15 protein-coding genes are annotated in these 14,491 nt (G+C 76.2%); 10 read left to right on the forward strand and 5 right to left on the reverse strand.

Going from position 1 to position 14,491, the window contains the following annotated elements; translation table 11 throughout:
* Positions 1-75 precede the first annotated feature (75 nt).
* A complete protein-coding gene (locus tag ACI78V_RS14045; RefSeq protein WP_456851713.1) occupies positions 76-912 on the reverse strand; it encodes an alpha/beta fold hydrolase in 837 nt (278 codons plus the stop codon).
* Positions 913-970: 58 nt separating this feature from the next.
* Here ACI78V_RS14045 and ACI78V_RS14050 point away from each other — a divergent pair, with 58 nt between their 5' ends.
* The 5 genes from ACI78V_RS14050 to nudC all read left to right on the forward strand — a co-directional run bounded on the left by ACI78V_RS14050 (position 971) and on the right by nudC (position 7,511).
* Entirely contained in the window at positions 971-2,389 is a 1,419-nt protein-coding gene (locus ACI78V_RS14050; protein ID WP_456851715.1) for a M20/M25/M40 family metallo-hydrolase, read from the forward strand.
* Between the two features lie 98 nt (positions 2,390-2,487).
* Positions 2,488-3,363 carry a DUF2510 domain-containing protein gene (locus ACI78V_RS14055; protein ID WP_456851717.1) on the forward strand — a complete coding sequence of 292 codons (876 nt, stop codon included), beginning with the start codon at positions 2,488-2,490 and terminating at the stop codon, positions 3,361-3,363.
* Between the two features lie 466 nt (positions 3,364-3,829).
* Entirely contained in the window at positions 3,830-5,140 is a 1,311-nt protein-coding gene (locus ACI78V_RS14060) for a M16 family metallopeptidase (RefSeq protein WP_456851719.1), read from the forward strand.
* A complete protein-coding gene (locus tag ACI78V_RS14065; protein WP_456851721.1) occupies positions 5,137-6,516 on the forward strand; it encodes a M16 family metallopeptidase in 1,380 nt (459 codons plus the stop codon). Before ACI78V_RS14060 ends, ACI78V_RS14065 begins: the two co-directional genes overlap by 4 nt.
* Entirely contained in the window at positions 6,513-7,511 is a 999-nt protein-coding gene (gene nudC / locus ACI78V_RS14070) for an NAD(+) diphosphatase (protein WP_456851723.1), read from the forward strand. Before ACI78V_RS14065 ends, nudC begins: the two co-directional genes overlap by 4 nt.
* Positions 7,512-7,573: 62 nt before the next feature.
* Here the strand turns inward: nudC and ACI78V_RS14075 are convergent, their stop codons facing one another.
* The 3 genes from ACI78V_RS14075 to ACI78V_RS14085 all read right to left on the reverse strand — a co-directional run bounded on the left by ACI78V_RS14075 (position 7,574) and on the right by ACI78V_RS14085 (position 9,173).
* The gene (locus ACI78V_RS14075; protein WP_456851725.1) at positions 7,574-8,119 is read right to left on the reverse strand and encodes a uridine kinase; all 546 of its coding nucleotides are present in this window, start codon (positions 8,117-8,119) and stop codon (positions 7,574-7,576) included.
* A gap of 101 nt (positions 8,120-8,220) precedes the next feature.
* On the reverse strand, positions 8,221-8,787 hold the full coding sequence (locus ACI78V_RS14080; protein WP_456851727.1) for an ANTAR domain-containing protein: 567 nt from the start codon (positions 8,785-8,787) through the stop codon (positions 8,221-8,223).
* Positions 8,788-8,909: 122 nt separating this feature from the next.
* Positions 8,910-9,173, reverse strand: coding sequence for a mycoredoxin (locus tag ACI78V_RS14085; RefSeq protein ID WP_456851729.1), 264 nt, complete (start codon positions 9,171-9,173; stop codon positions 8,910-8,912).
* Positions 9,174-9,329: 156 nt separating this feature from the next.
* On the opposite strand from ACI78V_RS14085, the gene ACI78V_RS14090 reads away from it, so the two are divergent.
* The 5 genes from ACI78V_RS14090 to ACI78V_RS14110 all read left to right on the forward strand — a co-directional run bounded on the left by ACI78V_RS14090 (position 9,330) and on the right by ACI78V_RS14110 (position 12,916).
* Positions 9,330-11,348, forward strand: a complete 2,019-nt coding sequence (locus tag ACI78V_RS14090; protein ID WP_456851730.1) for an ATP-dependent helicase — start codon at positions 9,330-9,332, stop codon at positions 11,346-11,348.
* A gap of 184 nt (positions 11,349-11,532) precedes the next feature.
* The gene (locus ACI78V_RS14095; RefSeq protein WP_456851732.1) at positions 11,533-11,880 is read left to right on the forward strand and encodes a hypothetical protein; all 348 of its coding nucleotides are present in this window, start codon (positions 11,533-11,535) and stop codon (positions 11,878-11,880) included.
* Positions 11,881-12,123: 243 nt separating this feature from the next.
* Entirely contained in the window at positions 12,124-12,360 is a 237-nt protein-coding gene (locus ACI78V_RS14100; protein WP_456851734.1) for a WhiB family transcriptional regulator, read from the forward strand.
* A gap of 75 nt (positions 12,361-12,435) precedes the next feature.
* Positions 12,436-12,600 (forward strand): hypothetical protein, encoded by a 165-nt coding sequence (locus ACI78V_RS14105; RefSeq protein WP_456851736.1) that lies wholly within the window; start codon positions 12,436-12,438, stop codon positions 12,598-12,600.
* A gap of 118 nt (positions 12,601-12,718) precedes the next feature.
* Positions 12,719-12,916 carry a hypothetical protein gene (locus ACI78V_RS14110; RefSeq protein ID WP_456851737.1) on the forward strand — a complete coding sequence of 66 codons (198 nt, stop codon included), beginning with the start codon at positions 12,719-12,721 and terminating at the stop codon, positions 12,914-12,916.
* A gap of 27 nt (positions 12,917-12,943) precedes the next feature.
* Here ACI78V_RS14110 and ACI78V_RS14115 read toward each other — a convergent pair whose 3' ends face one another.
* Positions 12,944-14,266 carry an ABC1 kinase family protein gene (locus tag ACI78V_RS14115; protein ID WP_456851739.1) on the reverse strand — a complete coding sequence of 441 codons (1,323 nt, stop codon included), beginning with the start codon at positions 14,264-14,266 and terminating at the stop codon, positions 12,944-12,946.
* Between the last annotated feature and the right edge of the window lie 225 nt (positions 14,267-14,491).

The following is a 14,491-nucleotide window of genomic DNA, read 5'->3' on the forward strand; positions in this document are numbered from 1 at the left end:
GCTCGTGGTCGCCGGGCACGCCGCGTCCGGCACGTCCACCGGCAACCACCCCGTGACCGACGCGGGGTGGGACGCTCAGCTCGACGCGACGCGGTCCAGCACCGCGCCGGCCAGCGCCTCCGGTGCCTGCTCGGGTATCCAGTGGCTGACCCCGGTCAGCTCCACGAACCGGTAGTCGCCGACCACGCAGTCGGCGCAGCCGCCGGCGGCGCTCCGCCCGATGGCCACGTCGCCGTCGCTCCACACGAAGGTCGTCGGCACCTCGACCCGGTCCACCGGGGTGCTGGAGCTCATCGCCCGGTACCAGTTGAGCGCCGCGGTCAGCGCGCCCGGCGCCGAGAGGACGGCCACGTACTCGTCGACCGCCTCGGCCGGGACGGCGTCCCCGAACATCCGCCGCAGCCGCCGGGCGCCCTCGGCGAGCAGCACCTCCTCGGCCCTGCCCTCCTGCCAGAACAGCCGGATGTAGGCCGAGCGCTCCTGCTGCTCCGGGTCCGAGCGCCAGGCCGCGGTGAACGCCGACGGGTGCGGCACCGACACGGCCGTCAGCGACCGGACCCGGTCCGGGTGCCACGCGGCCAGCGCCCACGCCACGTTCGCGCCCCAGTCGTGGCCCACGACGTCGGCGCGCGGCACGTCCATCGCCGTCATCAGGTCCGCGGTCACCTGCGCGAGGTTGGGCAGCGCGTAGGCGCCCACCTCGGCCGGGCGCGCGCCGGGGGAGTACCCCAGCTGGTCGACGGCGTAGGTGCGCAGCCCCGCCTCCGCGAGACGCGGGGTGACCGCCGCCCACGACGCCGACGTCTCCGGGAAGCCGTGCAGCAACAGCACCGGCCGCCCGTCGTCCGGACCGTCGGCCCGGACGTCGAAGGTGAGGTCGCCGACGTCCACCCGCAGCAGCTGTCCCGGCATGTCCACCGACGCTAGCCGGGGACGGGCGCCCGCGCGCCCGGCGCTAGCGTTCGGCACCGTGAGCAGCCCCGAACGCGACTTCGTCACCGCGCACCTCGACGACCTGCACGCCGACCTCGACGCCTGGCTGCGCATCCCCTCGATCTCCGCGGACCCCGTGCACGCCGCCGACATCGCCGCGAGCGCCGAGTGGCTGGCGGGGGCGCTGCGGCGCACCGGCTTCCCGACCGTGGAGATCTGGCCGACGCCCGGTGCGCCCGCCGTCTACGCCGAGTGGCCCTCTGCCGATCCGGACGCCCCCGTGGCGCTGGTCTACGGCCACCACGACGTCCAGCCGGTCGACCCCGTCGAGCTGTGGGAGCACTCGCCGTTCGAGCCGACCCGCGTCGAGGGCCCCGACGGCCCGGAGCTGCACGCCCGCGGCGCCATCGACGACAAGGGCAACGTCGCCTTCCACCTGCTCGGCATGCGCGCCCACCTGGCCGCGACCGGCCGCGACACCCCCGCGGTCACCGTCAAGCTGCTCGTCGAGGGCGAGGAGGAGTCCGGGTCGCCGCACTTCGCCGACCTGCTCCGCGAGCGCGCCGACCGGCTGCGCTGCGACGTCGTCGTGGTCAGCGACACGGGGATGGCCGCGCCCGACGTCCCCAGCGCCGTGGTGGCGATGCGCGGACTGGCCGACGCCGAGATCACCCTGCGCGGGCCGGCCGTCGACCTGCACTCCGGGTCCTTCGGCGGCGGCGTCCCCAACCCGCTCCACGCCCTGGCCGGCCTGCTGGCCGCCCTGCACGACGAGCAGGGCCGGGTCACCCTGCCCGGCTTCTACGACGAGGTGCGCCCGCTCACCGACCGCGAGCGCGAGCTCATGGCCCGCGTGCCGTTCGACGAGGCCGCCTGGCTGGCCGGGCCGGCGGCGTCCCGGGCGGCGACCGGCGAGGCCGGCTTCAGCACGCTCGAGCGGATCGGCGCCCGGCCGACCGCCGAGGTCAACGGCATGTGGGGCGGCTACACCGGTCCCGGCCACAAGACGATCATCCCGGCCGAGGCGCACGCCAAGCTGACCTTCCGGCTGGTCGCCGACCAGCGCCCCGAGGACGTCGGCCCGCTGCTGCGCGCCTGGGTCGAGGAGCGCCTCCCCGAGGGCATCGTGGCTGAGGTCCACACCCCGCCCGGCGGCGTCTCCCCGTGCGCCAGCGACCTGGACTCACCGGCGATGGCCGCGCTGCTGGCCGCCATCGGGCAGGCCTTCGACCGCGACCCCGCCGACGTGCTGTTCACCCGCGAGGGCGGCAGCGGGCCGGAGGCGGACCTGGTCGACGTCCTCGGGGCGCCGCTGCTGTTCCTCGGCGCCGGCCTGCCCACCGACCGGATCCACTCGCCGAACGAGCGGGTGCTGCTGCCGATGCTGTACCGCGGGGCCGAGGCCGCCGCCCACCTGTGGCGAGAACTGGCAGCCGTGCCCTTCCCCGCCCGGTGACCCCCCGGCCGGACGGCGAGCGCCCCGGCCACCGGGCGCTCGCCGGCCGACCCGCGCGGGTCACCGGCGTTCCCAGCCGGCGGTCCTAGGGTGCAGGCGTGATCGGAGCAGGGCAGGGGAGCGCGCCCCCGGGCTGGTACCCCGACCCCGAGGGCACCCCCGGGATGGTGCGGTGGTGGAACGGGGCGACGTGGTCGGACGTGACCACCCCCGCCGGCCCGGGTGTGCAGGTGCAGGCGCCGCCGGCGCAGGCCCCGGCGCCGTCCGTCGTGCCACCTCCCACCCCGCCGCCGGGCCGCACCCGCGGGAGGGCGGCCTGGACCGTCGGACTGTCGGTGCTCGGCGTGGTGCTCGTCGTGCTGATCGGGTTCCTGGTGGGCCGCCCCTCGGACACCCTCGACGCCGACGGGGAAGCCACCTCCGGCCCGCCGGTCGCGGCCGGCCCCACCTTCCCGCCCGGCACCGTCCGGATCGTCGACGAGGCCGCCGGCATCGCCTACCCGTACCTCGGCAACGGCTGGTACGAGTACGACCTCGGGATCGTCGTCGAGACCACGTCGGTCGCCGGGCAGTTCTTCACCACGCAGGACGTCACCCCGGACGGCGGCACGTTCATCGCCCAGTGCACCTCCGGGCCGCTCAGCCCGGAGTTCGGGTACACCGGGCCCGACAGCCTCCACGGCACCGTCACCCGGGTCGCCGACAGCGTCCGGGGCAACTACTACCCGGCGCCCAACGAGCGGCGCATCCTCCGCGACGAGGCCCGCACCGTCGACGGCGCGGCGGCTCACCTCATCGAGTTCGACCTCTCCTGGGACGTCGAGGGCTACGACGCGACCGGGGAGCGGGCCGCGCTGCTGCTCGTCGACGTCGGCCGTCCCGCGCCGGCGCTGCTGTACGTCTCCATCCCCAACACCCACGCCGAGCTGTACGGCGTCATCGACCAGCTCGTCGACGCCGTCGAGGTGCTGTGACACGGCGGTCCTCCGGACCGCACCGCGGCCACGTGCCCGTCCCCGCCCCGAGCCGAGCCCCGGACTCCCGTCCCTGCTCGGGGGGCCTGCGGCCCCCGCTCCCCGGACCGCACCGCGGCCACGTGCCGTCCCCGCCCCGAGCCGAGCCCCGGACTCCCGTCCCTGCTCCGGGGGGCCTGCGGCCCCCGCTCCCCGGGACCGCACCGCGGCCACGTGCCGTCCCCGCCCCGAGCCGAGCCCCGGACTCCCGTCCCTGCTCGGGGGGCCTGCGGCCCCCGCTCCCCGGGACCGCACCGCGGCCACGTGCCGTCCCCGCCCCGAGCCGAGCCCCGGACTCCCGTCCCTGCTCGGGGGGCCTGCGGCCCCGCTCCCCGGCCCGCCCCCGGGCATGTCGGTTCCCGCGGAAACCAAGAGAGGGCGGTCCACCGCACGGCGACGGGTCGCCGGGCCCGGCTAGTGTCGGGTCGTGACAGCAGCTGGGGCCGACCTCACCCTCCGGCACCCGGTGGAGCGTTTCCGACTCGAGAACGGGCTGCGGGTCGTGCTCGCACCCGACCGCAGCGTGCCGGTGGTCGCCGTGGCCGTGTTCTACGACGTCGGGATGCGCAACGAGCCCCAGGGCCGCACCGGATTCGCCCACCTCTTCGAGCACCTGATGTTCCAGGGTTCGGCCAACGTGCCGAAGATGGAACACGCCCGCCTGGTCCAGGCCGCCGGGGGCACCTTCAACGGGTCCACCCACCAGGACTTCACCAACTACTACGAGGCGCTGCCCGCCGAGGCGCTGGAACGCGCGCTGTTCCTCGAGGCCGACCGCATGGCGGCGCCGGCCATCACCGAGGAGAACCTCCGCAACCAGATCGACGTGGTGAAGGAGGAGATCCGGGTCAACGTGCTCAACCGGCCCTACGGCGCCTTCCCCTGGCTGCAGCTCCCGCCGGTCGCGTTCGAGAGCTTCGCCAACACCCACGACGGCTACGGCTCCTTCGTCGACCTCGAGTCCTCCACCGTCGAGGACGCGACGGACTTCTTCCACCGCTACTACGCGCCGGGCAACGCCGTCCTGTGCCTGGGCGGTGATCTGGACGTCGAGGAGACCGAGCGGCTGGTCCGCCGGTGGTTCGGGCCGATCGAGGCGCGCGAGGTGCCGCCGACGCCGTACACCGGGGAGCCGTCGCCCACGACCGTCCGCTCCGGCGTCGTCGAGGACCGCCTGGCCCCCGCACCGGCGGTGGCGATCGGCTGGCGGGTCCCCGACCCGGTCGGAGACCTCGACACCTACCTCGGCACCGTCCTGCTGGCCGAGCTGCTCAGCGAGAGCGACGCCTCGCGCCTCGAGCGCCGGCTGGTGCACGACGACCAGCTGGCCATCGCGCAGAGCAGCTACGTGGGCCTGTTCGGCGACCCGTTCGACGTCCGCGACGCCACCCTGCTCACCACGCAGGTGCACCACCCGGCGTCGGTCACCGTGGAGAAGGTGCTCGCGGCGGTGCACGAGGAGATCGGGCGGATCGCCGACGACGGCGTCGGAGCCGACGAGCTGGCCCGGGTCCAGGCGCGGGCGGAGGCCCAGCTGCTGCGCCAGGCCGACTCGGTGCTGGGCCGCACGCTGGCCTTCGCCTCCGCCGAGATCATCCACGGCCGCGCCGAGCTGGCCGGTGAGCTCGCCGCCCGGCTGTCGGCAGTCACACCCGAGCAGGTGCAGACCGCCGCCGCCGGGCTGGACCCCGGCACCGCCGCGGTCCTCGAGCTGCGCGCGACGGGAGGACGACGGTGAGCAGCGCCCCCGACCTCGGCCTCGTCCCGCCGCTGGGTGAGCCCCGCCCCCAGCCGGAGCTGGACGTCACCGAGACGACTCTGCCCAACGGGCTGCGGCTGGTCGTCGTCCCACGCCCCGGGGTCCCGCTGGTCGAGCTGCGGCTGCGGATCCCGTTCGCCGCAGCGACGGCGCGGACGGCGGCGACCCACAGCGCCCGGACGTCGGTCCTGTCCGGCGCCGTCCTGCTCGGCACCGAGCGGCACGACGCGACCGGCATCGCCCAGCTGATGCAGGCGCACGGCGGTGAGCTGGTGGTCTCCACCGACCCCGACCGGCTGCTGTTCTCGACCACCCTGCTCGCCGAGGGCCTGGCCCCGATCCTGGGCGTGCTGGCCGAGGTGCTGACCAGCGCCACCTACCCCGCCGGCCTCGTGGAGGCCGAGCGGGCCCGCGTCGCCGAGCGGATCGCCATCGCCCGCTCGCAGCCGGGGGTCGTCGCCCGCACCGCGCTGGCCGCCCGCCGCTTCGGCGCCCATCCGTACGCCCAGCAGCTGCCGGCCCCCGAGCTGGTCTCCGCCGTCCGCGGCCCCGTGCTGCGCAAGCTGCACCGCGAGCGCGTGCTGCCCGCCGGCAGCACGCTGGTCCTGGTCGGCGACCTGGACCCCGCCGCGGCCGTCGACGCCGCGGGGACGGCGCTGGCCGGCTGGACAGGGGAGGGGACGGCGGTCGCCGCCCCGCCCGCGCCGCAGCTGGTTCCCGGCCACCTCGAGGTCGTCGACCGGCCGCGCGCCGTGCAGTCCAACATCCGCCTGGGTGGCCCGGCTCCCAGCCGCACCGACCCGGACCTGGCCGCCATCCGGCTGGCCAACATGGTCTACGGCGGCTACTTCTCCTCCCGGCTGGTCGAGAACATCCGCGAGCGGCGCGGCTACACCTACAGTCCTCGCAGCACCGTCGACCACCTGGCCGCCGCCTCCTCGTTCCTGGTGGAGGCCGACGTCGCGACCGAGGTGACCGGCGCGGCCCTGCTGGAGATCTGGTACGAGCTCGGCCGGATGGCGCTGACCGCGGTCGGTGCCGACGAGCTCGACAGCGCCCGGCGCTACGTACTGGGCAGCATGGCGCTGTCCACGGCGACCCACTCCGGTCTGGCGAGCACCCTCTCGGCGCTGGTCGGCGCCGACCTGCCGCCGAACTGGCTCGCCGGGCACCAGCGCGCCCTCGCCGAGGTCACCGTCGAGGAGGTGCAGGCCGCTGCCCACCGGTACATGCAGCCGGCCGCCCTGACCGCGGTCGTGGTCGGCGACGCGGAGCGGGTGGCCGCCCCGCTGCGGGCTCTCGGCCCGGTCGACGTCACCGCGGGCGCCGCAACGACCCCGGGGCCGGGCGCGTGAGCGTCGCCGCCGGCGGCAGCACCCCGGCCGACAACCCGGCCCCCGACGAGCGGCCCGCGGGCGAGCCGCCCGCCGACCGGGCCGCCGTCGCGTGGCCGGAGAGCACGCCGTCCCCGGCCGGTCCGCTGCCGGTGCTGTCCCGGTCGGCGCACGACCGCAGCCACCTGGCGCGGTCGCTGCCCGACCCCACCGGCGGGCGTCCGGTGCGGCTGCTGGTGGTCGACGAGAGGCGGACGGTCCCCGTGCAGGAGGCCGAGGGCGGCCCGCGACTGCTCTGGGACGAGCACCCCGAGCTCCCTGCCGGGGCGGTCTACCTCGGCGAGGCCGACGGGGTGCCCTATGCCGCGGTGCGGGGGGAGCGGCGGCTGACCGTCGGCGACCGCGCCGTCGACACCTGGGCCGGCCTGCGCGAGCTCGGCGCCGACCTCGGGGACCTCGACGCCGGCCTGCTCGCCGAGGCCATCGGCATCCTCGAGTGGCACGAGCGGAACCGGTTCAGCCCCCTGTCGGGCGCCCCCACGACGATCGAGCGGGCCGGCTGGGTCCAGCGCGACCCCGAGACCGGCGCCGAGCTGTTCCCGCGTACCGATCCCGCCGTGATCATGCTGGTCCACGACGGCGGGGACCGGTGCGTCCTCGGTCGGCAGGCGGTGTGGCCGCCCGGCCGGTTCTCGATCCTCGCCGGGTTCGTCGAGCCCGGGGAGTCCGCCGAGGGGGCGGTGGCCCGCGAGGTGGCCGAGGAGGTGGGCGTCGCGGTCACCGACATCCGCTACGTGGGCAGCCAGCCCTGGCCGTTCCCGCAGTCGCTGATGCTCGGCTTCACCGCCCGCGTCGAGGGGGACCCCACGCTGCGGCTGGACCCCACCGAGATCGAGGAGGCCCGCTGGTTCACGCGGGACGAGCTGCGCTCGGGCGACGGTCCCCAGGCGCTGCCGCCGGCGGTCTCCATCGCCCGGCACATCATCGACCGGTGGGTCGACGGCGAGCTCGGCTGAGCGCCCGACCCCTGCCCCACACCGCTCGCGAGCTCGCCAGCGGACCCCCGGCAGGGGGCCGATCAGGCGAAGCGGCCCTGGAGCACCAGGGCCGGGTGGTCGGGGGAGTCGGCGAGCACCACGGCATCGGCCAGCGCGACCGGGTCCACCTCGGCGTCGTAGCGGTCGAAGGCGGGCAGTTCCCAGGCCCGCTCGGGAGAGGTGCGCCGTCGCCGTGCGGCCGGGGCGACCCGCAGGTGGACGGCGACGTCGAAGGCGAGCCCGAGCCCCTGCAGCAGCGGCCCGGGGACGAGCAGGACGCCACCGCGGGGCATCGGCTGGGGGCGGGCGCGGGCGGCGCGGTCGCGTTCGACGTCCCACAGCACGGGCAGGTACGAGCCGGAGCCCCCGGGGCCGACGGGTCCGAGCACCTCCCGGGCCAGGGCGCCCGCGTCGAGCCAGTCGGTGTACCGCGCGTCGGGGTCGGTGCGGCCGCGCTCCAGCCGCAGCGATGCCGGGCGCAGGAATCCCCCTGCGGGGACGACGACGGCGGGACGTCCCAGGGGCGGCAGGCGCTCGGCCACCGCCCTCGCGAGTTCTCCGGGTGCCGCGACGTCGGGCCCGTCCACGGCCACCCGCACCGCCGCGGCGCCCGGCTCGGGGGCGAGGTCGGCGAGCAGCGCAGCCAGCCGGTCAGCCAGCGCCGCGGGGGTCAGCGGTTGCGGACGGGTCAGGGCCGGCCCTCCGCGGGCGGCCGGCCGTGCTGCGCGGCGGTGCCGGGCGCAGGCGGTTCCCCGTCGCCGACCCCGACGCCCGCCTCGAGCGCGTCGAGGACGCGGCGGGCGAGCTCCGCGACCGGCCGGCCCTGGGCGCGGGCCTCGCCGCGCAGCAGCTCGAAGGCCAGCCGCGGGGTGGTGCCGTTCCGTTCGGCCAGGACACCGATCGCCCGCTCGGTCGACACCCGCGCCGCCAGAGCGTGCTCCAACTGCGTCACGGTGCGTTCGAGCGCGGCGAGGCGGGCGTCGCGGGGGTCGGTGTGGGCGTCGACGTCCGTGGTGGCGCCGCGGGCGGCCCGCCGGGCGGTGCGGTCGGGCTCCACGAGGGCCCCCAGCTCCTCCGCCACCAGGTCGGCCAGCGACATGCCCTCGACGAGGTCGGCGACGTCCTCGGCGCGGCCGGGGGACAGCACCGACCAGCCCCGACCGGTGCGCATGACCATGACCGCCGGCTCCTCCACCGGGAGCGCGTCGTCCGGGCAGGCGGCCGCAGCGGCAGCGTGCTCGACGCTCGAACTCACGACGGCGTCCTCCCGCGGGGCGTGGACCCGGCCGGCCGGCCGGGGTCTCCATGGGTCAGTCTGAGACCCTCAGGCTGACGATCATGCCCGCTGGCGCACCGGCGCGGGGGGATCACTCGCCGTCAGGCGCCGGCGACCTCCGCCAGCTGCGACTTGACCTGGGCGATGCTGGGGTTGGTCAGAGCGGTGCCGTCGGCGAAGACGAGCGTCGGCACGGTGCGGTTGCCACCGTTGGCCTGCATGACGATGTCCGCGGCGGCCGCGTCGCGCTCGATGTCGACCTCGGCGTACTCGATGCCCTCGAGCTGCATCAGCTTCTTCAGCCGCACGCAGTAGCCGCACCACGGGGTGGTGTACATGGTGACGGCGGCGGTGGCTGCGCTCATCGAGGGGTCCTCCTGGTCGATCGGGTCCATGGCGCGGGGTGTCCGCGCCACCAGAGGGCCCAACACCCCGCCCCTGGGGATGCTTCCCCGGGCGGTCGGCGCCGGCTGGGAGGATGGGGCCGGCCGCCGGGACGGGCGGCCAGGGGAGGAGTCCGGATGTCGCAGCTCGCCGGGGCGCCCGACGTCGTCCAGGGTGCCGAGGCCGTGCTCGCGCAGCTGGACGACGAGCAGCGGGCGGCCGCGCAGGCGGTGACCGGGCCGGTCTGCATCCTCGCCGGGGCCGGTACCGGCAAGACGCGCACCATCACCCACCGCATCGCCTTCGGCGTCCACACGGGGGCGTTCGTGCCGGAGCAGGTCCTGGCGGTGACCTTCACCGCACGGGCGGCGGGGGAACTGCGCGGCCGGCTGGCCGGGCTCGGGGTGGGTGGCGTGCAGGCGCGCACCTTCCACGCTGCGGCGATGCGGCAGCTGCGCTACTTCGCGCCCCGCGTGCTCGGCGGGCCGATGCCGGGGCTGGTGGAGAACAAGCTGCGGCTGGTCGCCTCCGCCGCTTCCCGCTCCCGGCTGTCCACCGACCGCACCAGCCTGCGGGACCTCGCGAGTGAGATCGAGTGGGCCAAGACCACGCTGGCCACGCCCGACGACTACCCGGCGCGCGCGCAGGCCGCCGGGCGGGAGCCGCCGTTCGAGCCGGCCGCCGTCGCGCAGGTGTACGCCGGCTACGAGTCGGCCAAGCAACGCGACGGCGTCCTGGACTTCGAGGACCTCCTGCTGGTCACCGCCTACGCGCTGGAGGAGCACCCCCAGGTCGCCCGCGAGGTGCGGGCGCAGTACCGGCACTTCGTCGTCGACGAGTACCAGGACGTCAACCCGCTGCAGCAGCGGCTGCTCGACGCCTGGCTCGGCGGGCGGGCCAGCGTCTGTGTCGTGGGCGACCCCAACCAGACGATCTACTCCTTCACCGGGGCCGACCCCGACTACCTGCTGGGCTTCGCCGACCGCTATCCCGACGCCGAGGTGGTCAAGCTCGAGCGCGACTACCGGTCGACGCCCCAGGTCGTCGCGCTGGCCAACAAGCTGATCGGGCAGGCGCCGCGACGCAAGGGACTGCCCGGCCTGCGACTGCTCGGTCAGCGCGCCGAGGGTCCGGCCCCGCGGTTCTTCGAGCACCCCGACGAGCCCACCGAGGCCGCGGCCGTCGCCCAGGCCTGCCGGGCGTTCATCGAGGCGGGCACGCCGGCCGCGGAGATCGCCGTGCTGTTCCGCATCAACGCGCAGTCGGAGGTCTACGAGAACGCGTTGACCGACGCCGGCGTCCCGTACGTGCTCAAGGGCGGGGAGCGCTTCTTCGAGCGCCCCGAGGTGCGTGAGGCGGTCCTGCTGCTGCGCGGTGCCGCCGCCGGCGGTTCGGAGCCCGGTGCGCTCGTCCCGACGGTGCGCGACGTGCTGGCCTCCACCGGGTGGGCCGAGCACCGTCCCCCGCCCGGTGGCGCTGCGCGCGACCGGTGGCAGTCCCTCGCCGCGCTGGTCGACCTCGCCGTCGACCTGGTGGCCGAGACCCCCACGCTGGACCTCGCCGGCTTCGTCGCGCACCTGGCCGCCCGGGCCGACGCCCAGCACGCACCGACGGTGCAGGGCGTCACGCTGGCGTCGATGCACGCGGCCAAGGGCCTGGAGTGGGACGTCGTCTTCGTCGTCGGCCTGGTCGACGGCGTCCTGCCCATCGCGCAGTCGCTGTCCCGACCGGAGGCGGTGGAGGAGGAGCGGCGGCTGCTCTACGTCGCCGTCACCCGCGCCCGGGAGCAGCTGACCCTGTCGTGGTCGCTGGCGCGCAACCCCGGCGGACGCCGCTCGCGGCCGCGCAGCCGCTTCCTCACCGGGCTGGTGCCCGAGTCGGCGCCGACGGCCGCGCCGGCACCGCGCAAGCAGAAGCGCGCGAAGGTGGTGCTCAAGGGCGAGGCGGGCGAGCTGTTCGAGCGGTTGCGGGCCTGGCGCAGCGAGGCCGCGGCGTCCGCATCGGTCCCGGCCTACGTCGTGTTCACCGACGCGACCCTGCAGGCCATCGCGGAGAGCCGGCCCAGCACGCTGCGCGAGCTGGGCGCCCTGCCCGGCATCGGCGCCCGCAAGCTCGAGCTCTACGGCGAGGACGTGCTGGCGACCGTCAGCTCGTGAACCCTCACTCGACGCAGCGGCCGACGGGTGCCCCCGGTCACCGTGAGCTCGGGGGATTAATTGCGTTGACCGTCTCCGCGGCGGGCCCCTACTGTCCATCTCGCGCTCGGGGTACCGCCCCGAGCCGCACCAAGCCACAGGCCGGCCGGCAGGCCGGGTTGCGACCCCGGGAGGAGGGGACACGATGATCAGCACCATGCGGTCCAGCGCCCCCGCCAGGATCTCCGGCCCGGGCCGCCTCGTCGCGCGTCCGGCCGCCTGCGGCGGCCGGCCCGTCGCCCTGCGCCTGCGCGCCCTGCCCCTGACCGCCGCCGTCGCCACCCGCGTCTCGCAGACCGTGGTGCCCGGCGCCCCGGTCGGCGTCCCCGCGTTCGGTATCGCGCCCACCACCGGTGGCTTCGACGCCACCCGTGCGACCGGTGCCACCCGGGTGGCCGGCGCCTTCGGCACCACCGGTGCCCGCCAGCAGAACACCACGCACAACGGCACCACCCCCCTCGGGATCCACTCCCCGGGGAGACCGCTGAGCTAGCGCTCGACCGGTCCTCCTCGAGGCCGCGGAACCCGAACCCGGGATCCGCGGCCTCCGTCTTTCTCCGCGGCACCCGGCCCCGACTCCGGTCGGCGGGCCCCCGCCGGCTGCAGACGACGAGTACGAGGAGGAGCGGCAGTGCAGCAGACGATCGACCGCCTGACGTCCCACCGCCGAACCGGGCTCCCCCGGACCGGCGGTTCCCTTCCCCGACGGCCGGCGGCGCCCGTCGCTCCGGCTCCGGTGCGGCTCCCGCTGCCGTGCCGGGACGACCCGGACCTGTGGTTCGCCGAGAGCCCGGCCCAGCTGGAGCAGGCCAAGACGCTGTGCGCGGCCTGCCCGGTCCGCGACGCGTGCCTCGCCGGCGCGCTGGACCGCGGCGAGCCGTGGGGTGTCTGGGGAGGCGAGATCTTCGAGCGGGGCGTGGTCATCCCACGCAAGCGCCCGCGCGGACGTCCGCGCAAGGTGGCCGTCGCATGAGCGGCCGGCGCGACGACGACGAGAACCCATCGGCCCGCTGAACGCGGGCTCCAGCGAGAGATCCGAGGACCTGCCGTGCACAGCTACCAGTACGACCTGGCCGTCGACCGGCTGCGCGAACTGCGCGCCGAGGCCGACACCGCCGCGCGCGCCCGCCGGTTGCGCGCCGCCCGCCGCTGGGCCCGTCGCGCCGAGTACGCGACGCGGCGCGCCGCGCGGGCCAGCGCCGCCGTCCGCTGACGGCGGCACCCCGCGGAGGCCGACCCCCTCCGCCCGACCGCGGCCGGGTCCGGACGCCCCCGGTGCGTCCGGCCCGGCCGCCCTGTGCAGCCCGCCCGTCCGCGGGCACGCTGGCGGGGTGGATCACGAGCTCCTGGTCTGCGCCGCCTGCGGCCGGACCGGCACCCCGGCCGACGTCGCGACCGGCTGGTCGATGAGCACCCCGCCCCGTCCGACCGGGGCACGCGAGGCGCGGCCACCCGGGCCGCTGAGCGCCCTGTGTCCGGAGTGCCTGCGCCGATCGGTCAGGGACGTCGAGGCGCGGCTCGACCCCTAGCGCGACGGGGCCCGGACGGTTCCGCGCTCACGCGGTGAAGCCGGGCAGCCACTCCTCGACCACTCCGCGGTAGTTGCCCGCGGAGTCCAGCTGGCAGAGCACCCCGATCGAGCCGATCGTCACCCGGTGGATGAGCAGGTACGCCGGCGGGAGGTTCAGCATGCGGCCCAGCCGGCTGGCCTCGCTGCGCGGATCGGCGATGCGGGCGGCCTGCTCCTGCATCCAGGCGCGGGTGAAGTGGAAGTACGGGCCCTCGATCGGTGCGAGGAGCGGGCGGAGGTAGTCCAGGACGCCCTGGGCGTCGACCTCGACACCGGGTCGGATGAAGCCCTCCGTCCGCAGGTCGGCCAGGACGTCGTCCGCCCGGCCCTCCAGGGCCCAGCGCACGAGCCGGCCGATCGGCTCGGGGTGCCCGTCGGGCAACCGGGCGGTCGCGCCGAAGTCGATGACGCCGAGCCGTCCGTCGGCGAGCAGCCGGAAGTTGCCGGGGTGCGGGTCGGCGTGGAGGAGCCCGGCCCGCTGAGGCCCGGAGAAGTGCAGCACCGCCATCAGGTGGCCCGCGCGGTCCCGCTGCTCCCGGGTACCGGAGGCGATGACCTTCGACAGCGGCGTCCCCTCGAGCCACTCCGACACGATCACCTTCGGCGCGCTGGCCACCACCCGGGGGACGACGACCTGCGGGTCGTCGACGTAGGCGGCGGCGAAGGCCCGCTGCGCGTCGGCCTCCAGCCCGTAGTCGAGCTCCTCGACGACCCGGGCCTTGAGCTCGGCGATGAGCGGCTTGACGTCCATGCCCGGGAACAGGGCGGCGAACAGCCGGGCGAAGCGGGCCAGCTGGTTGAGGTCGGCCATCAGGGCGGTCGCCGCCCCGGGGTACTGGATCTTGACCGCGACGTCACGACCGTCCCGCCAGGTCGCCCGGTGCACCTGCCCGATGCTGGCCGCGGCCGCGGGGGCGTCGTCGAAGTGGCGGAAGCGCTCGCGCCACTTGCCGCCGAGCTGCTGCGCCAGGACGGCGTGGACGGTGCGCGCCGCCATCGGGGGCGCCTCCTCCTGCAGCTTCACCAGCGCCTCGCGGTACGGCGCGGCCACCTCCTCCGGAACGGCGGCCTCGAAGACCGAGAGGGTCTGCCCGAGCTTCATCGCACCGCCCTTCAGCTGCCCCAGGACGGCGAACAGCTGCTCGGCGGTGCGCTGCTGGAGCTCGGCGCTCACGGCGTCGGCGGGCCGGCCGGAGAGCCGCTTGCCGATGCCGAGGGTGGCACGACCCGCGGCGCCCAGCGGCAACGAGGCCAACCGTGCCGTCCGCGCCACCGAGCCCCTCGGGATGCTGCCCCCGGTCTCGCTCACGCGGCCGCCTCCCCGCTGGGGCTCGTCGGTCGCGGAACCGGCGGTGCCGTGCGCCCGCGTGACCTCGCACGCTCGGTTCCGCCGCGCTCCTCGCTGGCGCTCGTCGGTCGCGGAACCGGCGGTGCCGTGCGCCCGCGTGACCTCGCACGCTCGGTTCCGCCGCGCTCCTCGCTGGCGCTCGTCGGTCGCGGAACCGGCGGTGCCGTGCGCCCGCGTGACCTCGCA

The organism is Geodermatophilus sp. SYSU D00742 (assembly GCF_054049935.1).

What these genes read in the sequence shown, in the direction of transcription:
- ACI78V_RS14045 (WP_456851713.1), bottom strand. Translation starts at nt 912, where the DNA reads ATGCCGGGACAGCTGCTGCGGGTGGACGTCGGCGACCTCACCTTCGAC.
- ACI78V_RS14085 (WP_456851729.1), bottom strand. Translation starts at nt 9,173, where the DNA reads ATGAGCGCAGCCACCGCCGCCGTCACCATGTACACCACCCCGTGGTGC.
- ACI78V_RS14090 (WP_456851730.1), top strand. Translation starts at nt 9,330, where the DNA reads ATGTCGCAGCTCGCCGGGGCGCCCGACGTCGTCCAGGGTGCCGAGGCC.
- ACI78V_RS14095 (WP_456851732.1), top strand. Translation starts at nt 11,533, where the DNA reads ATGATCAGCACCATGCGGTCCAGCGCCCCCGCCAGGATCTCCGGCCCG.